Origin of the sequence: Corallococcus llansteffanensis, from assembly GCF_003612055.1 — a bacterium.
GTDB classification, from domain to species: domain Bacteria; phylum Myxococcota; class Myxococcia; order Myxococcales; family Myxococcaceae; genus Corallococcus; species Corallococcus llansteffanensis.
On sequence record NZ_RAWB01000014.1, the window covers coordinates 1 to 25304 of the forward strand.

Consider the following 25304-nt stretch of genomic DNA (forward strand, 5'->3'; position numbering starts at 1 on the left):
CTCCCGCCCTACCCGTGCTCCCGGGTCAGTTGGGGCAGCTCACGCTGCCCTTGAAGTTGCAGCAGTTGTTGCCCGCTCGCCAGGACGCCGATGCTTCCGCGCACTGAAACACGTCGGTCTGGGTCGCTCCGGCACCGTCAATGACGTAGCAGAAGTCCGAGTACGCCGCCGGCTGCACGGAGTGGCAGGTCGCGATGGCGGAGGTCAGGTCCGTCGCGGAGATGATCTTGCTCGACCTTCCATTGTTGCAGTTGTAGCCGGGCAGGGCGTAACCACAGGTGTAGCTGCGTGTGGGGCAAGAAAGGCTGCCCTTGAAGTTGCAGCAGTTGTTGCCCGCTCGCCAGGAGCCCGCGGCCGCCGAGCACTGCGTCACGTCGGTCGGGGTCGCTCCAGCGGCATCGATGACGTAGCAGAAATCCGAGTACGCCGCCGGTTGCACGGCGCGGCAGGCGCCAATGGCCGCGTTCAGGTCCGCCGCGACGACATAGGCGCTCGTCCTTCCGTTGTTGCAGCCATAGCCCGGCAACGCGTAGCCACAGATGTACGAGACGGCGGCGAGCTCAGCGCTGACCTCGCCGGTCGTGCCTTCGTCAATCCCTTCGCCTTCGACACTTCCTCCGCACGCGCCAACCATCACTGAAAGAGCAAGCGCGAGAAGTACGCTGCGCACCGGCGCGTGGAGACGTTGGGTGATGCCGGAGCTGTTCATGGCAATCATTCGCAATCCTCTTTCCTGGGCGGATACGCCCTTCGGGTTGTGCGGGTTCACAAGACACCCCGGAAGAAACATCCAAGTCAAGAAATCCTGGAAATGCCTCCAATCCTGATCGCGCGCCGTCGGTCCAGGGTCGACACGTACGGTCGGAACGTCTTGCTCACCCCACCCGTACCGTTCACGATTCCCGCCAGTTCGTGGAACCCTGACTCCAACAGACTTCTAGAGCGCTCGTGTATGCGAATCGCTGTATCCGGCACTCACCGCGCGGGAAAGACCACCCTTGTCGAAGAGCTGTCCGACCTTCTCCCGACCTACGCGACGGTGGATGAGCCGTACCACCAGTTGGAGGAAGAGGGGTACGAGTTCGCGGCGCCCCCGTCGGTCGAGGATTTCGAAGAGCAGCTCGCACGGTCCATCGCCGACCTCGATGATGACCACCGCGACGTGTTGTTCGACCGATGTCCCGTCGACTTCATCGGATACCTGTTGGCCCACGAGGACCGCGACGCGTTCGACCTTGACGCATGGCTCCCGCGCGTACGCAGCGCCCTCCGAAAGCTCGATCTGGTCGTGCTGGTTGGGATCGAACAGCCGGATCGGATCAATCTCTCCTCCTCGGACGACGAGGAGCTGCGCCTGTCGGTTGATGCGAAGCTGAAGGAGCTCCTCCTCGGTGATCCCCATGCCCTGGGCGTGGCGGTGCTCGAGGTCGAAGGTTCTTTGAGAGCGCGTGCGAAGCAGGTTCTCAAGCACCTTGGGAGTGGCTCGGTTCCGTAGGGCGTCCAGTCCATGGGCACACCCCCCGCCCCAGAAGCGACCGCGCATATCCAACAGGGCATCGCCTCCCGACGGCCACGCCCCCCATGAATCGGTGCGGCAGGAGGCGGCACCTGCGTCATGGAGCAAGGGAGGCCCCACGGCCGGCCGCATGGACCCTGACGCAGGCCCGGTGGTACGAGAAAGCACATGGGTGAAACCGAGGACGCGCTCCACTCCCGGGCAGGGATGAAATCGGGTGACGCGAAAGCTTCCGCTCGGGACACGGAGCCCGGGGTCGTGACGGGCGAAGTGCCACTCACCCCCGTGCAGCACTGGTACCTGTCGCAGCCCCGGAACTGGCCTGAACACTTCAATCAGGCGGCGCTGCTCGTCCCACACGAGCCGCTGCGCGCCGAGTGGCTGAAGCAGGCGGTGCGCCATCTGGTGCGGCACCACGATGCGCTCCGCATGCGATTCGAGTGGACCCGCTCCGGCTGGTCGCAGCACTGCATGCCTCCCGACGACCTGCTGGAGGTGGAGCACTTCGAGCTGGGCCACCTGCGGCCGGAGCAGCAAGTCGCCGCCCTCGAAGCCATCGCCACCCGACTCCAGGACGAGTTGATCATGGGGCAGGCGCCGATGTTGAGGGTCGCCCGCTTCACGTCGGGGCTGGACGAACCGGAGCAGTTGCTGCTGATCGCCCAACACCTCGTGGTGGATGGGCTCTCCTGGCGCATCCTGCTGGAGGACTTCCAGACCGCGTACCAGCAACTGCGAGAGGGACGCGCTCCCCACCTCCCCGACAAGACCACGTCCTTCCAGCAATGGTCGCGGCGGCTGGTCGAGTACGCGCGCTCGTCCACGCCCCCGTTGGATTACTGGAGAAGCCTTCCGAGCTCGGCCGACGGCCACCTGCCGGCGGACCTGGCCGCCACGGGGATATCCGCCCAGACAGTGGGCACTGCGCGAACCCATTCCTGTGCACTGGGCGCGGAGGAAACCCAGGCGCTTCTGGGCGAAGTGCTCAAGACCTTCCACTGCGAGCTCAACGACATCCTGCTGACCGCGCTGGCCTCCGCGCTCGCCTCGTGGACCCGGAGACGCCGCTGGATCATCGACCTGGAGGGGCACGGCCGCGAGCCGCTCTTCGACGACGTGGACCTGTCGCGGACCGTGGGCTGGTTCACCTCCCGGGTCCCGGTGGTGCTCGAACACGAAGGCGATGACGTGCGCGACACGCTCCAGTCCGTGAAGGCCCGGCTGCGCGGCATCCCGAACCGGGGCCTCGACTACGGCATCCTGCGCTACCTGCGCGAGGACACCTCCGAGCCGGTGCCGGAGGTCTACCCGGGGCTGCTCTTCAACTGCCTGGGACAGGCCGCCCCGGTCTTCTCCGGCGACGCGCTCTTCCAGCCGTCCGACGCCTCGGTGGGGCCCACCACGAGCCTGCTCACGTTTCGTCCGCACCTGCTGGAGGTCCACAGCCTCGTGCAGGAAGGACGGCTGCGGGTGGACTGGACCTACAGCCCGGCACTCCTCCTCCCGGAGACGATCGCACGGCTCGCCGAGCACTTCCTCCAGGCGCTCCGGCAATTCGTCGCGCTCGCCCGCACCGACGGCGTCCGGCGTCTGTCGCCCGCGGACTTCCCGCTCGCACGCGTGGACCGCTCGGGGCTGGTCCGGATCCTGGCGGAGCGCGGCCCCATGGAAGAGCTCTACCCGCTGGCGCTGTCGCAGCAGGAGATGTTCGAGGAGAGCCGGGCCCGTCCCGGAACGTGGGCCTACGCCCTCCAGATCTCCGGGCGCATCTCCGGCGCCCTTTCACCGGAGAACTTCGAGCGGGCCTGCCAGCACGTCATCGACCGCACCCCGGTGCTGCGAAGCGCGGCGGTGTTCGACAGCGTGTCGGTCCCTCATCAGGGGGTCCAGCACAAGGCCCGTCTCACCGTCGAACGGATCGACCTGGCTCAGATCGCGCCGAGGCTGCACTCCGTGGAGCTGGCGCGACAGAAGGATGACGCACGGCGCGGCTTCAATCTGGAGCGGGCACCGCTGATGCGCCTCTCGCTCGTCAAGAGCGCGCCGGAGCGCTACCACTTCGTCTGGAGCACCCATCACGGAATGCTGGACGACTGGAGCATGTCCCTCCTGCTCCAGGAGGTCTTCACCGTGTACGTGGCCCTTGAGCAAGGCGCGCCGGTGGACCTGCCCGCCCGGACGCCCTTCCGCGAGGTGATCCGCTGGCTGGAACGTCAGGACCTGGCGAAGGCGGAGGCGTACTGGCGCAGCGAACTCGCGGGGCTCGCGCTCCCCCTCCGCGCGGAGCCCACGGGCGCACGTCCTGAATGGCGCTGGGCGGAGAAACGGGTACGGCTGTCGCGGAAGACCACCGAAGCTCTCTCCCGCATGGCACGCCGTCACCGGCTCACGCTGAACACCGTGGTCCAGGGCGCCTGGGCGCTGGTGCTCGCACGGAGTCAGCAGCGACAGGAGGTCTGCTTCGGCGCGACGTCGGAGGTCCGCCCCTCGGAAGTGCCCGGCATCGAGGAACTCATCGGGCCCCTGCTCAACACGCTCCCGGTCCGCGCGCGGTTGGACCCGAAGGCGTCGGCCGCCGAATGGCTCGGAAGCCTCCAGGCGCGCCAGCAGGAGCAGCGCCCGTTCGAGCACGTCCCCCTCTCCACGCTGCGCCGCTGGATGGGCGCACCGGACGGGGCTCCCCTGTTCGACAGCATCGTCCGCTTCCAGCAACACCCGATGCGGTTCTCCGCGGACCCGCGCGCGCTCGGGTTCACGTTCGACAAGATGCGGGTCATCGACCGATGGCCGTACCCGCTCGCGCTCAGCGTGGTGCCCGGTGAGCAATTGAAGATCGAACTGGGACACCGGCTCGACCGCGTCGACACCGAACAGGCGCGGCACCTGCTGCAACACTTCCGGCGGCTGCTGACACACCTGGCGAATGGGCTCGAGCAACGACTCGGGGCGTTGATGGAAAGTCCGTGAAGACGAACATCCGGTCCGGCTCCGGGGCCGTACCGTGGAGCGTATGCACCGTGCTCCGCTGCGCCTCGCGCTCCTCCTCGCGCCTCTGCTCTCAGGGGCCGCCTGCCACCGCACCGCGACTCCCGCGCCCGAACCCGCGGGCCACGTCCGCCCCGGCACGCCTCCGGAAGTAGACATCGTCCGGGCGCGGGCGCTCGGGCAGACGGCCGCGTTCACGTGGGAGGAGTGGGGGCCGGCGGCCTTCGCGCGGGCGAAGCGGGAGGGCCGCTACCTCCTGGTCGATGGCGCGGCCGAGTGGTGTCACTGGTGCCACGTGATGGACGAGACGACGTACCGCGACCCCGAGGTGGGGCGGCTGCTGCGTGAGCGCTTCGTGGCCATCCGCGTGGACGTGGACGCGCGGCCGGACCTCGCCGAGCGCTGGGTGGACTACGGCTGGCCCGCGACCATCCTGCTGACCCCGGACGCGGAGGAGGTGGGCAAGTACCGGGGCTACCTCGCACCGGAGCGACTGCGCGCCATCCTTCAGCGCGTGGAGGCGCTGGAGGCCGAGTCCCAGCGCACCGCGCGCCCGCTCTCGCTGGACCTGCCCGCGTCCCCCGTGATGCTGCCGTGGGTGACCTCGAACGTGGTCCGGGGGATGGACGGCTGGTACGACGCCCAGGAAGGCGGCTGGGGCCGCACCCAGAAGGCGCCCCTGGGGGCCAACGTGGAGTTCGAGGTGCTCCGGGCCGCGCGTGGGGACTCGGCGGCGCGCGAGCGAATCGCTCGCACGCTGGAGCGGCAGCGCGCGGTGCTGGACCCCGTGTGGGGTGGCGTCTACCAGTACTCGGCGGCGTCCCACTGGAAGGCGCCCCACTTCGAGAAGTTGATGTTCATGCAGGCGTCGAACCTGGAGGCCTACGCGCGGGCCTGGGCCCTGCTCAGGACGCCCGCGCTCCTGGAGGACGCACGCGGCATCGCCCGGTACCTGGAGCGCTTCCTCCAGGCACCGGATGGAACGTTCTACGCGAACCAGGACGCGGACGTGGGCGCGCACGACCGGAGCGTGCCCTTCGTGGACGGGCACGTGTACTACGCGCGGGACGACGCGGGCCGCCGGGCACTCGGGATGCCGTGGGTGGACACGCATGTGTACGCGCGGGAGAACGGGCTCGCGGTGGCGGCGCTCGTGACGGTGCACGAGGCGACCGGCGACAAGGAGCCCCTGGCCCTCGCGAGGAAGGCCATGGACGTGCTGCTCTCGAGTCACGTGGGCGAGGACGGAGCGGTGTGGCGCGAGGCCTCCCCGCACTCGGGCCCGCGCTTCCTGGCGGACGCGGCGGCGCTGGGCCGGGCCCTGGCGCTGCTCGCGCGAACCACGGGCGAAGCGCGCTACCGGGAGGCCGCCCAACGCGTGGGCCACGCGATGATGCGGGACTTCGCGGATCCGGCGAGCGGAGCGCTGTACGAACAGACGCTGGACCGGGACGCGGTGGGCATGTTCGCGCGGAGAGAGCGCCCGTTCGCGCACAACGTGGTGGCGGCGCGCTTCCTGGCCGCGCTGCATGCGCTCACGGCGGACCCGGCGTGGCGCGAACGGGGCCGCGACGTGCTCGCGGCGACAACGACCCCGGCGACGCTCGAAGCGCAGGGCCGGATGCTGGGGGACTTCCTGCTCGCAGCGGATGCGCTCGGCGTGGTGCCCTGGCCCCAGGGGATCCTCCCCAGTGGGGCGCGCTGGCCAGCGGATCGTCGTCCTGATGGCCTCCATTGATGTGTCCTACAGCCTCCGCCCGAAGCGGGCCAGGCAATGCCAGACCTTCTTGAGCTGCTGCGGGTCCCATGCGGCGTTCGTGCGGGCCCGGCCCAGGATGAATGGCGTGAGCCACGCCTGGTCCGCGAGCCGTTCCGCGAGTTGGACGATGTCATCTCCCCGGTAGTCCGGATGACGGCGGAGCGTCTCCACCTCGACGGCGTAGCCCGGATGCCACTCCAGTCTCACGCCCAGGGCCTGCGCCTCCTCCTCGACCTGCGTCCCGCGGTAGCTCGGGTCGAGCACCAGCGCCTCCATGTCGCCCGGAATGCGGAGGTCCCCGTGAACATGGGCCTCGATGTACGCGTCCAGCGGGTCCTCGAAGGGGGTGGCTTCCGCCAGCGCGATGAGGTCCATCCGACGGGCGGTGCCAAAGGACTCGGGCTCGAAGACGCTGTCAGGGAAGCAGAAACTGGCGCGGTCCAGCGTCTCCTCGGTCAGACGGAAATGGCTGGAGCCGAAACGCGGGGACGCACCATAGGGGTCGCCCCGGAAGTCGAGTGCGCCGTACTTGGGACGCTCGCGGTCGTGACGCAGGTCGTAGTGGCCATGGAAGAGCCGGCTCTCCCACTTCCAGCGAGCCCCCGCGGGAAACGCCGTGAGCCCCCCGTTGCTCGTGCGCGTCTCGAACTGGGATCGATAGCCCCCGTCGCGCCGCATCGCGGTCAGGATGCTGCCGCCCTGAAAGGGAACGTCCGGGTGGAAGTGAAGGGTGATGCGGAACCGGCGGTCCAGCGGCCCTCCACGGGCCTTTCGCTCCAGGTGCTCCAGGGCGGGATGTGGAATACGCCGGTCAGGCGTCCACGGAGGCGGCATGTCCGCCTTCTACCGCACTCGGGCGGCCGACTGGGGAGCACAGCGCGGCCCGGGCCGCGTGACGCACCTGGGGCCGCGGTCAGGATTCAGGCGTGGGCGCTTGAGGATCCGTGGGAGCTGCTTCCCCTGTCTCCGTCTTCTCCGGGACCGGGCGCATCACGATGGCGGCCCACAGTGCCAGGTGCCAGGGCATCAGCAGGAGGCTGCCGGGGCCCATGGAGGCCGTGCCCACGAGGCTCGCCAGTCCCCAGCCGACGAACAGCAACCACAACCCCACCGCGCCAACGACTTGCAGCCAGCGCTTCTCCAGGCTGTGGCCAAGGAAGGAGCACAGCGCGGGAAGCCACACCCCCAACATCCCGAGGATGAGGGATTGCCCCAGGGAGGAGCCCCAGTCGAACTGCCTGGCGCCGGTGAACGCCCCGACCAGTCTGATGAGGCCCGTCTGGTGCAACGAAGACAGCAGCATGACGACGATGCTTCCTGCCCCGGGGCCCGGTCCCGTCCGTGGGCTGTCGTCGACGGGGGGCGCGGACGGGTACGATTCCACCATTTCGGGAGGCAGCTCCAGCGCGTACGGATACCCCAGGGCCAGCAGGGCGGCCTTGGCCGCCTGACGCACCGTCGTCCAGTTCTCCCCCCTGTACTTGCCCACGGGGTTGTCGCGCGACATCAGTCCCAGCAGCAGGTCCGCCCGCTCCCGGAGCGACTCGTCCGCAGCGGGGGCACGGCCCATCGCCGCGATGAGCGCGTCGATGTCCGCACGCACCATCCCAGGTGAGTTCACCCTGGTCAGCAGGGCCGCGAGCGGGGGAAACGCCTCCGCCGTCTCCGCGGCCACGGGCTCAGGCGCGTCGGTCGTCTCGTCGGTGGTGGGCGGCGCGGGGCGGTGGGCTTGTTGGGACATGGAGTGCTCCTGACGACAGTCATCCCCCCTGCCGGCTACCTGGGGCAAGGGGTGGGGCCGTCGTCTGGAGGGCATCGGATGCAGGCACACTGGGGGCACATGCGGTCCCACAGGGCCAACCCCGGGAGGCGATGCCCAGGGCTTGGCGCTCAGCGCCGCGCGAACCGGGTCTCGGCCGCCTTGAGGACGTGCTCCTTGAGCAGGTAGCCGAAGCCCGCGTTGCGCAGTCGGACCATGAGCTCGTCCCGGGTCGTCTTGAGCTGCGCGGCGGTGCGCTCCAGGTTCCAGCTCCCCTGCGCGAGCTGCTTGAGCAGGTATGCCCGGCGCGTCTGCGCCGCCGAGAGCCGGTAGGTCTTGAGGTACTCGACCGTACCGTCGCCGCGCAGGATGGCCTCGCCCATGTGGTTCTCCTCCGAGGGCGACAGGCCCGTGATGAAGCGCTGGAGGTGGAAGGGACCGGCCTCGTAGACGGGGGAGGTGACCACCTCGGCGCCGATGACGCCCTCTGCCATGAAGCCCATGAAGTCCGCCCAGTCCACGCGCATGCGCTCGATGGCGGCCCGCAGCTCCTTCATCGAGTTCACCCGCGCATCCTCCACGCCCAGCCCCAGCACGGGCACGTCTCCCAGGAAGCCGTACTGCATGAGCAGCTCTCCGTAGAAGTCCTCGAGCAGGGCCCGGTGCAGGGCGCGGTAGTCCTCGGGGTGCGAGACGATGGCGCAGGAGAGCAGCGCGTCCGCCTGGAAGATGAGCATGCCCACCTGGCGCTCGTGCAGCTCGAAGATGCGCAGCGCCTCCGCGAAGGCCGCGCTGGCCCAGCCCGAGAAGGACCCCTCGCTCCGGGGATTGAGCCCCTGGGAGAGCGCCTCCTGGGAGTATTCGTTCCACGCCACCTCCGGCCCGCCGAAGTACAGCGCGAGGAAGCCCTCCATCGTCAGGTGCATGGGCAGCAGCCGCAGCCGGTTCTTGTCCTCGCGGTGCACCATGCGGTGCAGCACCCGCGTCGAGAAGGGCCCGTGCTTGAGGCTCTTGCCCTCCTTGCCCCCGGGCTTGCGCAGCCGGGTCTCGGGCGTCACCGCCGTGCCCTTGTCGTCCCAGTCCACCACCAGGCCATGGGGGACGTAGGACGTGTAGTGGAGCCCGGTCTCCATCAACCCGCCCTGGAGCGACACGACGCTCACGTCCTCGTCGTAGCTCCTGCGGGTGATGCGCAGGTCTCCGGGGATGTCATCCCGCAGCACGGGGACCAGGCGGATGCTCCCCCAGACCTGCGAGGGCGCGAGCCGCAGCCCCGTGAGCGGCAGCCGCCGCACCGCGCTCTTGTGGCCCTCTCTCATGCCACCTCCTCGTCGAGCGGCTCTTCCGGTTGCTCGGACAGGGCCCTCGGGGTCTCGGTCCCGGCGGGGCCTGGGGGCACGTGCTCGAGCATCCGCCGCACGCGCGCCGCCAGGTAGTCCTCGAGTTCCGCCAGGGGGGAGGCCCCTTCCGCGAAGCGCGCGAAGCCGAGCACCGTGGGCAGGTCCTCCGCGTCCCGCACGCCCACGGTGGGCACGTGGGTCCCGATCCCCCGGGGCGCGTAGAGCTCCGAGGCGAACACGGGGTTGGCGTGGATGATGGTGGTCTGGCGGGCCGGGTCCAGCTTCGTGCGAAACAGGCGGGTGACCTCTGCCACGGCGTTGGGGGGATCGTTGTCGTATCCATCCGACACGACGACCACCAGCTCGGGCCTCCAGTCCAGCGCGTCCAGCAGCGGGGTGGCGAGGTCCGTCTGGCCCCGAGCGCGCGAGAGCAGGGGGTGCTCGGGAGGATGCATCCAGAAGGCGCGGTATTCGCGCGCCGCGGCGGCCAGCAGGTAGTGCGCCGCGAGCGCCACCCCGAGGGGCCGGCGGCGCTTCTCGCTCGAGCCCGAGGCGGAGTAGCTGTTGTCCAGCACGGCCGCCACCCGGCCCAGGGGCACCGATGCCCGGCGCAGGCTGTTCACCGCCGCCTGTTCGAGCACCGTGTGCAGCTCCGGCAGCCGCTCCCGTCGCACCTCCAGGGGGAGGGAGAGCACGTAGAGCGCCAGCCGGGTGAGCGGCGTGCGCCCCAGGTCGAGGGTGATGGCCCCCTGGGCGCGCGTGGCCGAGCCTTGCAAGCGCAGCCGCTCGGCGGCGGTGAGGCGCGGCTCGATCTTCCGCAGGAAGACGTCCCGGGAGAGCTGGTGCTTCGCGGCGAGCCCCTCGGCGACGGTGTAGGGCAGCTCGAAGAGGGCGGAGGCGTCGTAGTGGGCCTTGCGGAACGTCTCCAGCAGGGGGGCCTGGAACACGCGCTTGCGCCAGCCGTGGAAGAGGAAGGGGTTGAGCTCTCCGGGCAGCTTGAGGTGGCCGTGCGCCACGGCGGCGCGCAGCTTGGAGCGGTACTTCACCGCGTCGAAGTGCAGGTCCGCGCGCCCCTTCAGGAACTCGCGCACGATGGCGCGGGAGCGGCGGTTGTTGATGCGCCGCTCGCGCAGCACGTCCAGCACCCGGTAGGCCCGCTGGGGCGGCAGGGCCCGGAGCGCCGCCGCGATGAGCGCGCCCTCCTCGTGCCGGTCCGCGGACGGGGTCTGCTTTCCGCTCGCCAGCAGGTTGAGGATGATCTGCGCCTGGTTGAAGTGGTTGATGCCCGCGGCCAGCGTGCGCGTGTAGAGGCGGCGGTAGTTGCCGAGGATGTAGGCGTGCAGGAACTCGATGGACACCGCCTGCCCGCGCCCGTCGTTGTAGAACTCGCGCTGCCCGGTGCACGAGAAGCACGCGTTGACGAACATGACCAGGTCCTCACGGGCGACCTGCTCGGCGCGTGCTCCCGCGATGTCCATCGGACGTTCACCCTTCCTGAGGAGGAAGCGCCGCTCGGGGAGGGCGGACACGATTGGCTAGTCAAGCTACAAAGGCTCGGTTCGGAAATCGCATCACAGTCCCGCGAGCGGCACCCCTCACCGTAGCATGACGCGGCAGCCGTGCTCGGGCTGACACACGAGCCGCAGCACGGCCCCCATCACCACCGGGTGCAGGAGGCCGCTGCCGGGCAAGGGCGCTCGGGGCGTCACGGTTCCTCGACGGTCACGGGGGCACACGGCGACTCCTTCACCAGTTCGAAGGGTCGCCGCTTCCGGTCAGGCTTCCTCGTCGGGAAGGAGCATCCGGAGAAACTCGTCGTCGGGGCCGAGCGGACGCCAGCCAGCAGGGGAAGGGTTCGCGCGAAGTGCCGCCCTCGCCAATCTGGCCCGCTCCTTATGGGTTTCTGGGGTGTATGCGGACCACGAGCCGAGTGCCTTGGCTACTTTGAATAGGTTCTCGTCATCCAGCACGGCTGGCCAACCGTTGGGAAGACTCTGAGACAAGAGACGCACGAGAACATCGCGAACGAAGCGCGTGACCCGCTTGCTCTGTTCCGCCTCTGCGAGTAACCCACTCAACACCTGCACCGCAGCTACGTCATCGTCGCCAAGCTCGTCGCCAAGCTCGTCGGCCAGCGCGTACAGCGGGACAGTAGGGCGCGCGTCGGCAAAGGCTGTGAGCGAGTCGAAGCCGCGCGCACGGACCCGTTCGTACAGGCGTGCTTTGATGTTGCCCTGCCAAGCGCCTCCACCGCTCATCGTCTTCTCCAGGGCGTGAAGTTCTGCGGAACAACGTGGCGACGCCACAACGTGGGAAACCCGCCTCGCCAAATATCGGGACCACCCTCTGCATTCAGGCTTCCTCGTCGGGAAGGAGCGTCTGGAGCAGTTCGTCGTCAGGACCGAGCGGACGCCAGCCGGGCGGCGGCGGGGCGGCAAGGAGCGCATCGCTGGCTTGGTCTACACGCTCTTGATGGGTTTCCGGTGTGTAACCACTCCATCGACCGAGTGCTATGGCAACGTCCATACGGGTTCCGTCGTCCATCACGGTCGGCCAGCCGTCAGGGAAGTCGTCGGACAACTCGCGCACGAGCACATCGCGCACAAGACGTGTGACTTGCCTGCGCTGCTCTGCCTCTGCAAGCAGCCCGCTGAACACCTGCACCGCGGCGACATCGTCTTCACCAAGCTCGTCGGCCAACCTGTGTAATGGAACGGCAGGGCGCGCCTCCGCAAAGGCGGTGAGCGTGTCGTAACCACGCTCGCGGACCCGCTCATACAGGCGGGCTCTCACGTCGCCCGCCCACGGATGCCGGGCGCTCATGGGCCCCTCCAGGAGACGAAGTTCATTGGGAGCTTATAGTCCTTCATGTGCTTTGCGACGAGCTTCAGGACGGCATCCCGCGTCAGCATCCGGCCGGCTCGTGCCTCGGCTTTGAGTAACTCGTGCATAAGAAACTGGTTCCATTCACCGGGCCATGTGCGACCCAACTTCCAGTTCCCCCCACCGTGAATTGCCTCGTGGTGGGCCTGCTCCAACCGGATGCAGAACTGGTCAATGTCCATGTCGCCCTTGAAGCCGCGCCGCTCGAACCACTCGCGGTGCTCCTGCGGCAGCACATGGTGTTTCGGAGCGTCCGACATGCCCGCCCCCGCTCTGCCCGTCACCTGCATGCCGCGCACCTCGGGGCCGTCCCCCAGCGCTTCGCGCACGCCCTTGGGCAAGTCCTGGCGCGCCTGGGCCATCGTGACCTGTCCGCCCTGAATGAGGACGGCCGCGCTGACGGCGGGAACGGAGATGACGCCCGCCTGCACGAGCCTTCGCATCATCTCCACCCACTCGGCGGAGACCACCATCCGCGAGCCCACCATGACTCCACCCGAACTCATCACGAGGCCCACGCCCAGCGTCGCGGGGGCCGAGGGCGGCACGCGTGGCATGGCCATCTTCATCGTGGAGATCATCGTGACCATCTCCACCGCCTGCATCGCCGCGATGACCTGCCCGCCAAGCTTCAGGGTCTCGCGGGTCTCTCGCTGGAGCGTGTCGAACTCACGCGTCAGCTTCCCCATCAGCTCGGGCATCGCGGTGGTCGCCGCCTCCACCCGCTCCGGGTCCAGTGAGGCGAGGTCCGTCAGCGTGGGCTCCATCAGCCCCTGCACGCGATGCAGGTCCGTGAAGAGCTTCTCGGCGCTGCACATCGGGCAGTCGCGAAGCACGGCGTCCGCGAGGTGCAGGAAGTCCACCCAGCTGGCCAGCAGGAGGGTTCCGAACTGAGCCGCCTGGAGCTTCGGCCCCGTCATGCGCAGCAGGCCCAGTTCCATGTCCGTGTCGCCGACTTCCGAGGCCACCTTCGTCAACGCGGTGGCACTCCCAAGCGCGCCCTGAAGCCACGTCACCTGCTTGGAGCCCTGGTCGAGGTAGCGCGTGAAGACACCGGTGAGGCTCCAGCCCCAAGGGTCTGGAGGGCGGGCCGCCAGTCGGGTGAACGCAGCCTCGACGCTGCGCAGGGAGCCCTTCACCTCGTCCGTGGCGTCGAGGACTGCCTGCCGCGTCAATGCAGCGCTCCGGGCCCCGCCCCCGACAGCGCCGTCTCCCACGGCTGTCACGTCGTCACGCGACTGCTGGCGGCGCAGGAGCCGTTGCTCGGGCCCAGCAAGCGCGCGCGGGAGGACGTTCCAGGCGCGCGAAGGCTCATCGCTCGGGGTTTCCACCCAGGCGGGCGAGGAGGCGCCACGCGGCGCGTAGCTCAAGCTTCGGCCGCGTCCAGGCGCTTGCGACACGGAGGCGCATCCCGTGGCCATCAGCATCAGGGCCAGCAAGAGGGCGTCAGCGCGCATTGTCCACCCCCAGGCCCACCGAGGCGAACGCCCCCGGCCGTAGCGTCCCTTCCGGCGTGGGGAAGAGCAGCGTGCCGCCCGTCCCCATCGCGTAGAGCTGTCCGCCCAGCAATCGCCAGCGGGCTTCGGCCGCCCCCAGGTAGCGCACCCCCGCCTGTCCCATGCCCATCCCAAGGCCCTTCACCGCCACTTCGAGGCTGCGCGCGAAGAGCTGCACCGCCACGTGTCCATCCACGTCGACGCGGCCCCACGAGAAGGCTTCCGCGCCCGCTCCCACCACCGCACCCCATGCGCTGCCCTCACCGGGCCGTCCGCCCCAACCGGCAAGCAAGTGGGCCTCGAAGCCCGGCCGCACGACCACCACGGCGGTTCCGTCCAGGTGCGCCAATGTCACCGAAGAGGCCCGACCTCCGGCCTTCCCCCAGTCATGCACGGCGGAAAGCGCCAACGTGTAGCGGCCCGGTTCGCGGGGCTGGCCGAAGAGGACGTGCTTCAGGTCCAGCGCGACTTCCGCCCCCATGAGGCGCGCGCCCAGTACGTCCGAGGCGAAGGCCTGCGTGTAGAGAGGCCCCAGCGTGCCGGTGAGGAAGCCGCCCGCTGGGTGGTAGTCGGGGTTGCTTCGGTTGGAGTAACGCCGCACGAGATGCGCGGACAGCAGGCTGTAGGACTCCAGCGCGCCGAACCAGACCCCCACGGGCGCGTTGTTCGAGCCCAGCTTGAGGCCGCGCACCACCTGTCCGAAGTCCGAGAGGCTGTCCCAGTCCTGCTTCCTCACGAAACCCGTGTCTTCCCCCCACGGACGCAGTCGCACCGGAGCGCCCAGGTTGATACCGAATTCCGGACCTCCATCCAGGACGAGCGTGGGTTCCAGTTGGACGAAGCCCTCGGTCTCACCTCTGCCTGAGTGCGGAAGGAGCACGAGTGTTGCCACCTCCAGCCGCGTCAGTGAAGCCCAGGAGCGGGGCGGCTCATTGGGGACCGAAGCCTTGGAGTCGGGCGAAGCCGTGGCCGCTCCTCGTATGGAAAGGAGCCCCAGCCACAACACCGCCCACCCGCGGTTGCCCATTGCTCGCGCCTCCTGACTGCACTCCGGTACGGTGTGCAGTGCCCAGTCATATCCACCGAGTCCGACAAGTCGGCTGAAACGGGTGTTGCATTTCCCAAAGGGCATGGAGGGAGGCAAGAATCAGGGCTTCAACCTATGGGCAGCCAACTCCCAGCCGGGCGCGCTCCAGTGCCTGGCACTGGAGCCCGTCTTCGATTCAAGATCATCCAAACGCTGATGGGCTGCGCAGAGAGCGACAGGCCCATCCGACGCAGGAAGCGTCGCAGGGCACGGCGGCAGGGCGTGCGCGGTGGACAGACCGGAGCCGTCTCTTTTCTCCAATTTTTCGGCTCGGCCTTGCAAGTAACCCCTCACGACCCTGCGCTGGTGCCGGAAGGCGTCTTCGCGCCGGGGGAGGGCGGCGTGCGCTTCGAGGCGTTGCCGCCGCCCACGCAAGGTGAGGTGGAGCGGCTGCTGAGGGTGGTGCGTCACCGGGTGCTGCGCCTGCTGGAGAAAAGAGGGGCCCTGCCCGCGCAAGGGCCTGAGGACGCGCTGCAGGCATACCAGGCGCACTCCCTGCAGCAACGGCTGCGCTGGACGGAGGTGGACGTCCGGCCCCCTCCCAACAAGCAGCCGCGGTGCGCCTTGCTGGAGGGTTTCTCCCTGCACGCCAACACGCACCTGCATGCCAACGACAGGCAGGGACTGGAACGGCGATGCCGCTACGGGGCGCGCGGTGCGCTGGCGCTGGAGCGGCCGTCACGAGCGGAGGACGACCGCATCGCCTATCGGATGAAGCGCCCGCTGCCGGACGGCACCACGCACCTCCTCTTCACCGGGTTGGAGTTGCTGCGTCGCCTGGCGTCCCTGGTGCCTGGTGCCTCGGGCAAACCTCACGAGGTTCCACGGCGTCTTCGCTCCAGGCGCCAAACTGCGGCCATTTCGGCTCCCTCAAGCAGGTGCGGAGGAGGCGAGCGCGGGGCTTGAGGCTGCGGCCAGGAAGGAGCGCGCGGCCTGGGCCGGCGTGTGCCCAAAGGGGGCTCAAGCGGCCTGTCCACCGGCCGGGAGCATCGCTCGGGTGGGAGTAGCCCGGTTCCGTGGACGCCCGAGATCTGGCGGAAGGAGCACGGTGCGTCACGCGGAGCGCCGCCCTCCCGGAGCGGCCTCGCCAACCTTGAGGTGCGTGCGCAGCCAGACTGCCATTGCCTCCGCCTGTTCCTGGCGGGCGAAATCGGCGATGGGTTCCTGTCGCACCTCTCCGTCCGCGGTGGAGAGCCCGAGCGTGAGGTGGTAGCGGGTCACCTGCTTCCTGTGATGCACGCGAACCTGGGGTTCGACGCGGAGCGACTGCACGTCACGCCACCGGACGTCGAGCCGGTGCTTCCAGCCGGAGAAGGGCGGCAGGGAGAGGCTTCGCGTCTGGGCGTGGAGGCACAGGTCGAAGTCCCCGGCCTTCCGCCGTGCGCGCGCCCACAGCCCGGCGAGCACACCGCAGGCGATGACGACCGCCCAGGCTCCCACGCTTACAGGCAGCGGCGCGATGAATGCACCCGTGACTCCTCCCATCACGGCGCACACCAGGGCGGAGCTCCCCCATGCGAGGAACATCCAGATGGCCGGCGACGGTGCATCAAGCGTCACGCACTCGCTGCCTTCCTCCCGGACGAAGGTGGACAGGAGCGGCGGCTCCGGCTTGAAGCCCTGCGCCACCATGGCGCCCAGCCAGAGTGCCACCAGGTGGAAGGGCAGCAGGACCATGAGCATGAACAGGTCCGAACTCCCCAGGCCCGGCTGCAACATCGCCTCCGAGGGCTGGCCGGGCTGGTAGTACACGAGGACACGGGTCCCGAGGGGGTAGCGCGCCACCAGCTCCTCCGCGTCCCCGGGGTCGCTCGTGCGCCATGAGGAGGAGCGGTGCTTGCTGCCCTCGTAGGGCTGCCCGTCGACGGAGTAGGTGTAGGCCACCTTGAAGCTGTAAGTGATGCCCTTCGAGCGAACTGCTTCCACCTCGCTCCGGGTGATGGTGCCCTGCACGGAGGGCCAGTTCGCTGCCTCGACCTGACGGACCATGTGGGCGCTGGCGAAGACGTCAATGGCCCCCAGGATGATCGAACGTGCGACATCTGTGCAATACGCGGGGAGGACGCCGCCAAACCCATCGTAAGCACAGGGTCAAAGACAGTGCCGAAGGCGGGATTCGAACCCGCAGACAAGGCGATGGAAAACCCCAGGCAGGGCGCGCTGTTACCCGCCATCGCCTTGATTCTCCTCGGGTTTGTAATCCCGCCCCGTCCCGCGCCGTCCCCCGGTGTGCCGCCTCCAACCACGCTGGAGGGGCACACTGAGGGCACATGCGGCCCAGCAGGTTCAAGCCGCTCACAAATGAGCGCGGCCCGCTTTCCCCAGTCTTGCAGGGCTCACGAGAAGCCCGTGGGAGGCTGACGGTAGCAATCCGCGCTTCCTGCTCGAACAGGGGAGTGGCGCTGACCTCATGAGCCAAGGCGGCTGACAAGCCCTGTAGGGTTCTCCGGGTTGACGCCCTGCCGCATGGGCCCCACCAAGCGCGTCGCATCCGGAGCGCGATCCATTTCGCGTTCGTCGCTCAATTTAGAATATGCGGATTTTTTCAATGCTGGTGGCCGCCAGCCTCACGTTGCTAGCTTGTGACTCGAAGACCTCTTCCGGCACGGCTGAGGTCGACTCCCCGCTGCGCGCGAGCCCGGGCGGCAAGACGTTCGTCGCCGGCACCCGGTTACTGAAGACCGAGAAGGCCTTCCCCGGGCGGTACATCGTCGTCCTCGAGGAGAAGGCCTCGCTGGCCGCGCTCCAGGCGCCGACGCAGCGCGTGGCGTCCGCGGCCTCCGAACTGGCGTCGTTCCACGGGGCGAAGGTCGGGCACGTGTACTCGCACGCCCTCCCGGGGTTTGTCGCGACGATGACCGAGGCCGACGCACGGCGGCTGAGCCTGGACCCGCGCGTGCGCTACGTCGAAGAGGACGGAATGATCAGGGCCGCCAGCACGCAGCAGTCTCCTCCGTGGAACCTGGATCGGATCGATCAGCACGACCTGCCGCTGGACCAGGGCTATTCCTACAGCCGGACGGGCAGCGGGGTGCATGTCTACGTGCTCGACACGGGCATCTGGACGCCCCATACCGAGTTCGAGGGTCGCGCCCGCTTCGAATACGACGTCGCCAGCTACAGCTGGAACCAGGGCAACCCGGACTGCAATGGCCACGGCACCCACGTGGCGGGAATCATCGGCGGCAAGACCTACGGCGTCGCCAAGGGGGTGAAGCTCCACGCGGTGCGCGTGCTCGGCTGCGACGGCGCGGGTTACGTGTCCGATGCCATCCTGGGCATCGAGTGGGTGACGGCCAATCACATCAAGCCGGCGGTGGCCAACATGAGCCTGACTGCCTATGCCGACACGCAAGCCCTGGAGGATGCGATCACCCGCTCCATCAACGCGGGCATCCCCTACGTCGTGGCCGCGGGCGACACCGAGGGCGGCCCCTTCAACTTCGGCGCGGATGCGTGCTCCCGTTCTCCCGGGAGGCTTCCGGCGGCGATCACCGTCAGCGCGACCTCCGACACGGACCAACGGTTCTCGTATGCCAATTACGGGAGCTGCGTGGACCTCTTCGCGCCGGGTTCGGGGATCACCTCGGCCTGGCCGGGTGCAACGGGCACCTATGGTCATTACAGCGACACCCTGCTGACCAGCGGCAGCTCCATGGCCGCCGCCCATGTGGCGGGCGCGGTCGCGCTCTACCTGGAAGCCAACCCCACCGCCACACCCGAGGAGGTCGCGAGCAGGCTCATCAGCCGCGTGACGCCGGACAAGGTCTCCGGCACCGAGGGCGCGCCGAACCGGCTGCTGTACACCCCGTGCTCGGTGCTGGAGGCGACCCAGTCACCGCAGGTGGCCCTGACCGCACCAGCGGCCGGAGCGGCGCTGAGCGGCACGGTGACGCTCACGGCCAACGCCACGGATGACGTGGGCGTCACGAAGGTCGAGTTCTACGCGGGCACGCACCTGCTGGGCACGGTCACCTCGCCCCCCTACGCCCTGGCCTGGGACACCACCACCGCCAGCAGCGGCCCCACCACGCTCACCGTCAGGGCGTACGACGACGGCTGCGGCTGGACGCAGAGCGCGCCCGTGGACGTGGCTGTGCAGAACGCGGGCAACGCGGCCTTCGACGCGCAGTGGCAGGTGCCCGCCTGTGCGAGCGTGAGCAGCCGGTGTGACTCGGTGTGGCTGCTCGAGGGGAGGGGAGCTCTCGGCCCCGAGCCGCATGCCCCGAGTACCCTGATGGGGAACTGCGCGGATGGAACGGACCGGCCGGATCTTCCCAGCCCCGCGCTGCAGCGGCTCGCTGTCTTCCGGGATGCGGGTGATGCGCTCGCGCAGGGCAAGCGGGTGACGATCCAGGCGACGGTCCGGGCCAGCCACCAGTACTGGCAGGAATACCTGGACCTCTACACCGCGGCCGATGCGAGCAACCCCGTCTGGACATACCTCACGACCCTCTCTCCCGGCGGTCATCGAGACCAGGTCCTCTCGACCCACTTCCTCCTCCCTCCGGGCGGCCTGCAGGCCATTCGCGGGGTGTACCGCACCGGAGGAAGTGCCCAGGCGTGCAACCCGGACTCCCGCTCCGACCACGATGATCTGGTCTTCGCGGTGGGACAGGAGTCGGACCCCTCTGCGCCCACGGTGGCCATCACCTCACCCACGGCGGGCGTCGCAGTGGAGAACACCGTCACCGTCGGGGTGGCGGCGAGCGACAACTTCGGCGTGGCGCGCGTCGAGCTGTACGACGGCGCGACCCTCGTCGACACGGCCACCCGTCCTCCCTTCTCCCTGACGTGGAACACGAAGGGATGGCCCAACGGCGCCCATCGCCTCACGGCGCGCGGCTACGATGCGGCGGGCCTCGACACCACGTCGGACCCTGTGGACGTCATCGTCAACAACGACATCGTCGCGCCGCAGGTGTCCTTCCTCTCGCCCGCGGAGGGCGCGGCCGTGAGCGGAGATGTCCACCTGACCGCCAGTGCCAGTGATGACCGGGGCGGGAACGTGCGTGTCGAGTATTACTATCTGCTCCCGCCCTCCAACTATCGCCTCATCGGCGGCAGCTCGACGGCGCCCTACGACGTGACCTGGAGCGCCCGCTATTTCACGAACGGTTCCTGGGCGCTCTATGTGAAGGCCTATGACACCGCGGGCAACGCCTCCATGGCGGGGCCGCTGAACGTGGTGTTGGACAACGACAACACACCTCCGACGGTGGCCCTCGTCTCGCCGGCCTCCGGCGCGAACGTGAGCGGCTCGGTCTCCCTCCAGGTCTCCGTGAATGACGACCGGCAGATGGAGAGGGTGAACTACTTTGTCGATGGCAAGCTGCTCGGCACCCGTCTTTCGGCTCCCTATGCGCTGACGTGGGACTCGACGTTCCAGGCCAATGGCAGCCACACGCTGACGGCCACGGCCATGGATGCCGCGGGCAATGGCTCGACGAGCGCCGCTGTCACCGTGACGGTGAGCAACCCGGGTGCCGCGGCGTACGATGCGACCCTGAAGGTCCCGGTCTGCACCATGCCGTCGTACTACTGCGACTCGGTCACGCTGCTCGCGAACAGGGGCGCTCCCTCCGAGGCCCACACGCCCAACACCCTGGATGGATGCGCCGACGGCACCGCGACCTTCTATCAGGGCAGCTCGACAGCCATCGATCGGATCCGTGTGTATCGGCCGGATGGGACGAACCTGGCGGCCGGAAAGCGGGTCCGGATCGAGGTCACCATCAATGCCCTCAGCCCGAACCGTGAGGGGGTGGATCTCTACTACACGAGTGACGCGGCCCACCCCTCATGGACGTACCTGACCACGCTCGTGCAGGGCAACTATGGCCCGCGGACCGTCTCCACGGAGTACCGGCTGCCCTCCGGAAGCGTGCAGGCCGTGCGCGCGAGCTACTGGTTCAGCACGCACACCCAATCCCCGTGCAGCGTCGGCTCCAATAATGACGATGACCACGATGACCTGGTCTTCACGCTCGCCGACGAGCCGGACACCACGCCGCCCTCCGCGCAGCTCACCTCTCCGGCCGGGGGCACTGTCCTGACAGGGATGGCCACGGCCACGGCCAGCGCGAGTGATGACTACGACGTGGCGCGCGTGGACTTCTACGAGGGGACGACCCTGCTGGGCACCGATGACACGCCGCCGTACAGCGTGAGCTGGAACAGCTGGAACACGCCCAATGGCAGCCGCTCGCTGACGGCGGTGGCCCGGGATGCCGCGGGGAACGCGGGCCCCTCGAGCCCCGTGGTGGTGACGGTGAACAACGACCACGCTTCAATCCTCACGACGATCACCAGCCCCTCGGACGGGGCGACCCTGGTGGGAACGGTGACGCTCTCCGCCACGGTCGGCAACCCGAGCAAGGTGGCGCGGGTCGAGCTCTACGCGGGCACGCGCTTGCTCGGCACCGATTCCACGTCTCCCTACGCCTTCAGTTGGAACACCATCGCCGAGCCCACCGGCCCGTACACCCTGACCACCCGCGCGTACGATGCGTCAGGCAACGTGGAGGTGTCCGCGCCGGTGAACGTGACCGTCGTGCGTGACAACACTCCGCCCACGGTGTCGATCACCTCACCCTCGGCGGGTGCCACGGTCCGCTCGACCGTGCAGGTCCAGGCCACCGCCATCGATGACACGCAGATCGTCCGGGTCGAGCTCTACGTGGACGGTGCGTTGATTGGAACGGACTCCTCCTCGCCCTACGCGATCTCCTGGAATCCGAACTCGATGGCCAATGGCAGCCACACGCTGACGGTCAAGGCATATGACTCGTATGGCAACGTGGGGACCTCGCCTGCGGTGGTGGTGACGGTGGCCCGCGACGTCACCGCGCCCACGGTCTCGGTGAGCTCACCGGCGGAGGGCGCCACCGTCAGCTCCTATGCCTTCTTCGCGGCGAACGCCGCCGATGATGATGTCATCTCCAAGGTGGATTACTTCCTCGATGGACAGTTGTTGGGGTCGGGTGGCAACAGCTCACCCTACACCCGTGCCTGGGACAGCCGGAGTGCCGCCAACGGCGCCCACACGCTGATCGCCAAGGCCTACGACGGGACCGGCAACGTGGCCGTATCTGCCACGCGCTCCTTCATCGTGGACAATGACCTCACGCCTCCGACGGTGGCCCTCACCTCGCCCTCGCAGGGGACGAGCCTGGCGGGACGGGTCACCATCCAGGTGAGCGCGAGCGACGACCGTGGCGTGCGCGGGGTCGAGCTCTACGTCGATGGCAGCTATGCCGTGTCCAGCTACTCGCCGCCCTTCGCCATGACCTGGGACAGCCATTCGGTGCGCAATGGCAGCCATACCCTCACCGTGAAGGCCTATGACGCGGCGAACAACCCCACCACGAGCGCCCCGGTCACGGTGAGCGTGGCCCAGCCGGGTGCCGCCGTGTACGACGCCACACGCAAGGTCCCCGCGTGCGCCCAGGTCTCCAGTGTCTGTGATTCCGAGTCGCTCCTGCAGGGCCGCGGTGTTGTCTTCCAGTTCCCAGAGCTCCACCCGCCCAACACGCTCGATGGCTGTGCCGATGGAACGGGGGGCTCATACCCGTCCGGGCGGGTCGGCTGGATCGCGGTCTCCGGCGTGAATGGGGCTTCCCTGCTGGAAGGCAAGCGCGTCCGGCTCGATGTCGGGGCCATGGTCGACAACAGTTACTCCGATGCGGTCGCCCTCTACTACGCGAGCGATGCCGCCGCCCCCGTGTGGACGTACCTGACCACGCTTCGGGCGAGCGCGAGTGGCTCGCAGGTCCTCTCGACGGAGTACGTGTTGCCCACGGGAAGCGTGCAGGCGGTTCGCGCCAGCTACCTGTCTGGCGGCAGCACCGCCTCGGCCTGCAGCACCGGCTCCTATGATGATCATGACGACCTGATGTTCGCGGTCGGCCCGCCGGAGTCGGACGTGACGCCCCCGACGGCGGTGCTCACCGCTCCGGCCGCGGGCCAGGTCCATGGGAGCGTGCAGGTGACGGCCACCGCCAGCGACAACCAGGCCGTAGTGAAGGTCGAGTTCTATGACGGTGCGACGCTGCTGGGGACGGACACCACGGCGCCCTACGGCGTGAGCTGGAATACCGCGAGCGTGGTTGCTGGCACCCATACGCTCACGGCGAAGGCCTACGACAGCGTTGGCCTCACGGGGACCTCCGCCGGGGTCTCGGTGATCGTCGACAACCTCGCTCCGACGGCGGTCCTCACCGCTCCGGCCAGCAATGCCGAGCTGCTCGGCACGGTGACGGTGACGGCCACGGCGCAGGACGACACCGGTGTGACGAAGGTCGAGTTCTATGACGGCGCGACGCTGCTGGGGGCGGACACCACGGCACCCTACAGCGTGAGCTGGAATACCGCGAGCGTGGCGGCGGGCTCTCATGCGCTCACGGCGAAGGCCTACGATGGTCTGGGCCAGACGGGGACCTCCGTGGCGGTCCCGGTGATTGTCGACAACACCCTTCCCACGGTGTCATTCACCGCTCCCGCGGCCACCTACGTTCGGGGGAGCGTGCAGCTGACGGCCAGCGCCAGCGACAACCGGGCCGTCGCGAGGGTCGAATTCCATGACGGCTCGGCGCTGATCGGCACCGCGACCACCGCGCCGTACTCCGTGAATTGGGACACGGTGGGGATGGCCAATGGCAGTCATATGCTCTACGCCAGGGCCTATGATGCCGCCGGGAACGTCAAGGTTGATTCGCGCGGCGTCACCGTGGACAACGCCGCTCCGACCGTGGCCATCACCTCTCCGGCGAATGGGGCGACGCTGATGGCTCTGTTCCTGAGCACCACCATCCAGGCCAGCGCGAGCGACAACGCCGGTGTGGCCCAGGTGGTGTTCTACGATGGCGGCACCGTGCTCGGCACGGACACCAGCGCGCCCTACAGCGTGAGCTGGAACCTCCTGAGCGCGGCCAAGGGCAAACACACGCTGACGGCAAGGGCCACTGACGTGACGGGCAATGTCACCACGTCCGCGACGATCTCCGTGACGGTACAATAGCGGGGAGCAAGGCCGCTTTAGGATTGCTGGGTCTGATGATGTGCCGAAGGCGGGATTCGAACCCGCAACCTCCGCGTTCTGAGCGCGGCGCCTCTACCAAGGTTGGGCTACCCCGGCGTGATGTGGAGTGAAGTCGGGACGACTGGATTCGAACCAGCGACCTCGCGCGCCCGAGGCGCGCGCTCTGACCAGACTGAGCTACGTCCCGATGTGATGTGAGCCGTCGAGGGAGGACCCGGACATGACTGAGGCCGGGTCCCCCCTCGGGAGCCCGGCCTCTGTCCATGCCCGCCCCGGAGTACCGGGTGGCTTGGTCAGGTGCCGGGTGGACTGCCGCGGAAGGAGGCGATCGCCAACTCCAGGCTGTCCGGAGCGGGGTCCAGGTCGGGTAGGGGATTCGGGTTCTGCTCGTCGCGCTTCGTCATGGCCACCGCTCCTTTCGTGGCCAAGAGACGCGGCGGCATTTCGGTCCTGACACGCCCGTGGACGAATCAGCCTTCGCGCTGACGGAGCTGGCGGCGGTACTCGCCGGGCGTCCTGCCGGCGTGTCGCTTGAACGCCTTCCCGAAGGCGCTGTCGGTGTCGTAGCCCACCGACTCCGCGATGGCCGTCAGGGACGCATCACCCTCCGCCATCAACTGCATGGCCGTGTGCATCCGCCAGTGCGTGAGATAGGTCAAAGGGCTCTCGCCAATCACCTTCTGGAAGCGCGCCGCGAACGTCGAGCGCGACATGCTGGCGAGCTTCGCCATCGCCTCCACCGTCCACGGATGCTTGGGGCGGTCGTGCAGTTGCTGCAGCACCCGGCCCAGCTGCGCGTCCTCCAGGGCTCGGAGCCATCCGCCCTTCTCCGCGGGGAATGCTTCCACGTGCGTGCGCAGCGCGTGGATGAACAAGACGTCCGCCAGCCGGGTGGCGACGAGCTCGTGGCCGGGCCGCCCCGCCTCCATCTCCGCGGCGACGAACTGGATGAGGGCTTCCACCCCTCGCGTCGCGCCGACCCCGTCTCCCTTGACGTGCAGCACCCGGGGCAGGCCTTCGAGCAGCCGGTTCAGCCACGTGCCCGTGAACCCGAAGCTGAAGGAGATGAGCGTCGTCTGGGGACCGCCTCCGCCGTGGCGCAGGACGCCGCCACACTGGGCGCCGGTCTCGGCGTAGAGCTCCGGCAGGGGCCGTGTGCGCGTCCTGGGGGCGTCCCGGAGGGCGTGCGGCGCTCCCCCCAGGATGAAGACCCAGTCGCCCGCCGCCAGGGCGAGGCGTTGCCCTTCGACCTCCAGCCAGCAGCTCCCGCGAGAGATGGCGTGGAAGAAGCCCGGGTGCCCGAGGTCGAGCTTGATGCCCCACGGCGCGCTCAACTCCAGCCGGCCGTAGACCTCCGTCTTCAGCCGAAGGCTGCGCAGCGAATCCGCCAGAACGTCCATCCAGGCCTCCCGACTCGGACGATTGAACCAGAGAACTGG

General features: G+C 68.7%; 16 protein-coding genes and 2 tRNA genes. 5 read left to right on the forward strand and 13 right to left on the reverse strand.

Features of this window, described 5'->3' with window-relative positions; all coding sequences use genetic code 11:
* Nucleotides 1-25: 25 nt before the first annotated feature.
* The gene (locus D7V93_RS02425) at nucleotides 26-718 is read right to left on the reverse strand and encodes a hypothetical protein (RefSeq protein ID WP_120641804.1); all 693 of its coding nucleotides are present in this window, start codon (nucleotides 716-718) and stop codon (nucleotides 26-28) included.
* 234 nt (nucleotides 719-952) lie between these two features.
* Here D7V93_RS02425 and D7V93_RS02430 point away from each other — a divergent pair, with 234 nt between their 5' ends.
* The 3 genes from D7V93_RS02430 to D7V93_RS02440 all read left to right on the forward strand — a co-directional run bounded on the left by D7V93_RS02430 (nucleotide 953) and on the right by D7V93_RS02440 (nucleotide 6239).
* Nucleotides 953-1495 (forward strand): AAA family ATPase, encoded by a 543-nt coding sequence (locus D7V93_RS02430; protein ID WP_120641805.1) that lies wholly within the window; start codon nucleotides 953-955, stop codon nucleotides 1493-1495.
* A gap of 279 nt (nucleotides 1496-1774) precedes the next feature.
* Complete coding sequence (locus D7V93_RS02435) at nucleotides 1775-4483, forward strand: condensation domain-containing protein (RefSeq protein ID WP_158623627.1); 2709 nt, start codon at nucleotides 1775-1777, stop codon at nucleotides 4481-4483.
* Nucleotides 4484-4526: 43 nt separating this feature from the next.
* Nucleotides 4527-6239 (forward strand): DUF255 domain-containing protein, encoded by a 1713-nt coding sequence (locus tag D7V93_RS02440; RefSeq protein ID WP_120641807.1) that lies wholly within the window; start codon nucleotides 4527-4529, stop codon nucleotides 6237-6239.
* Between the two features lie 6 nt (nucleotides 6240-6245).
* Here the strand turns inward: D7V93_RS02440 and D7V93_RS02445 are convergent, their stop codons facing one another.
* The 8 genes from D7V93_RS02445 to D7V93_RS02485 form a co-directional block, all read right to left on the reverse strand.
* Nucleotides 6246-7094, reverse strand: a complete 849-nt coding sequence (locus D7V93_RS02445; RefSeq protein WP_120641808.1) for a DUF3626 domain-containing protein — start codon at nucleotides 7092-7094, stop codon at nucleotides 6246-6248.
* 79 nt (nucleotides 7095-7173) lie between these two features.
* Nucleotides 7174-8001 carry a hypothetical protein gene (locus tag D7V93_RS44355; RefSeq protein ID WP_147451012.1) on the reverse strand — a complete coding sequence of 276 codons (828 nt, stop codon included), beginning with the start codon at nucleotides 7999-8001 and terminating at the stop codon, nucleotides 7174-7176.
* 149 nt (nucleotides 8002-8150) lie between these two features.
* Nucleotides 8151-9338, reverse strand: a complete 1188-nt coding sequence (locus tag D7V93_RS02460) for an ARPP-2 domain-containing protein (protein ID WP_120641811.1) — start codon at nucleotides 9336-9338, stop codon at nucleotides 8151-8153.
* Nucleotides 9335-10837 (reverse strand): hypothetical protein, encoded by a 1503-nt coding sequence (locus D7V93_RS02465; protein ID WP_244237064.1) that lies wholly within the window; start codon nucleotides 10835-10837, stop codon nucleotides 9335-9337. The genes D7V93_RS02460 and D7V93_RS02465 overlap by 4 nt, the downstream gene beginning before the upstream one ends.
* A gap of 297 nt (nucleotides 10838-11134) precedes the next feature.
* Nucleotides 11135-11617 carry an NUDIX hydrolase gene (locus tag D7V93_RS02470; protein ID WP_120641812.1) on the reverse strand — a complete coding sequence of 161 codons (483 nt, stop codon included), beginning with the start codon at nucleotides 11615-11617 and terminating at the stop codon, nucleotides 11135-11137.
* A gap of 94 nt (nucleotides 11618-11711) precedes the next feature.
* Nucleotides 11712-12182, reverse strand: coding sequence for an NUDIX hydrolase (locus tag D7V93_RS02475; RefSeq protein WP_120641813.1), 471 nt, complete (start codon nucleotides 12180-12182; stop codon nucleotides 11712-11714).
* Nucleotides 12179-13417 (reverse strand): DUF2380 domain-containing protein, encoded by a 1239-nt coding sequence (locus D7V93_RS02480; RefSeq protein ID WP_341870904.1) that lies wholly within the window; start codon nucleotides 13415-13417, stop codon nucleotides 12179-12181. The genes D7V93_RS02475 and D7V93_RS02480 overlap by 4 nt, the downstream gene beginning before the upstream one ends.
* A gap of 271 nt (nucleotides 13418-13688) precedes the next feature.
* Nucleotides 13689-14765: a hypothetical protein gene (locus D7V93_RS02485; RefSeq protein WP_120641815.1), complete on the reverse strand. Its 1077-nt coding sequence runs from the start codon at nucleotides 14763-14765 to the stop codon at nucleotides 13689-13691.
* Nucleotides 14766-15101: 336 nt separating this feature from the next.
* Between D7V93_RS02485 and D7V93_RS02490 the strand changes: the two genes are divergently transcribed.
* The gene (locus D7V93_RS02490; protein ID WP_158623628.1) at nucleotides 15102-15731 is read left to right on the forward strand and encodes a transposase; all 630 of its coding nucleotides are present in this window, start codon (nucleotides 15102-15104) and stop codon (nucleotides 15729-15731) included.
* Nucleotides 15732-15878: 147 nt separating this feature from the next.
* On the opposite strand, the gene D7V93_RS02495 is transcribed toward D7V93_RS02490, so the two are convergent.
* Entirely contained in the window at nucleotides 15879-16814 is a 936-nt protein-coding gene (locus tag D7V93_RS02495; RefSeq protein ID WP_120641817.1) for a DUF3592 domain-containing protein, read from the reverse strand.
* 559 nt (nucleotides 16815-17373) lie between these two features.
* Between D7V93_RS02495 and D7V93_RS02500 the strand changes: the two genes are divergently transcribed.
* On the forward strand, nucleotides 17374-23844 hold the full coding sequence (locus D7V93_RS02500) for an Ig-like domain-containing protein (protein ID WP_158623629.1): 6471 nt from the start codon (nucleotides 17374-17376) through the stop codon (nucleotides 23842-23844).
* A 41-nt stretch (nucleotides 23845-23885) separates the two neighbouring features.
* On the opposite strand, the gene D7V93_RS02505 is transcribed toward D7V93_RS02500, so the two are convergent.
* The 3 genes from D7V93_RS02505 to D7V93_RS02515 all read right to left on the reverse strand — a co-directional run bounded on the left by D7V93_RS02505 (nucleotide 23886) and on the right by D7V93_RS02515 (nucleotide 25265).
* Nucleotides 23886-23961: transfer RNA gene (locus D7V93_RS02505), tRNA-Leu, on the reverse strand.
* 16 nt (nucleotides 23962-23977) lie between these two features.
* Nucleotides 23978-24052 (reverse strand) — tRNA-Pro (locus D7V93_RS02510).
* A 283-nt stretch (nucleotides 24053-24335) separates the two neighbouring features.
* A complete protein-coding gene (locus tag D7V93_RS02515) occupies nucleotides 24336-25265 on the reverse strand; it encodes an AraC family transcriptional regulator (RefSeq protein WP_158623630.1) in 930 nt (309 codons plus the stop codon).
* Nucleotides 25266-25304 lie beyond the last annotated feature (39 nt).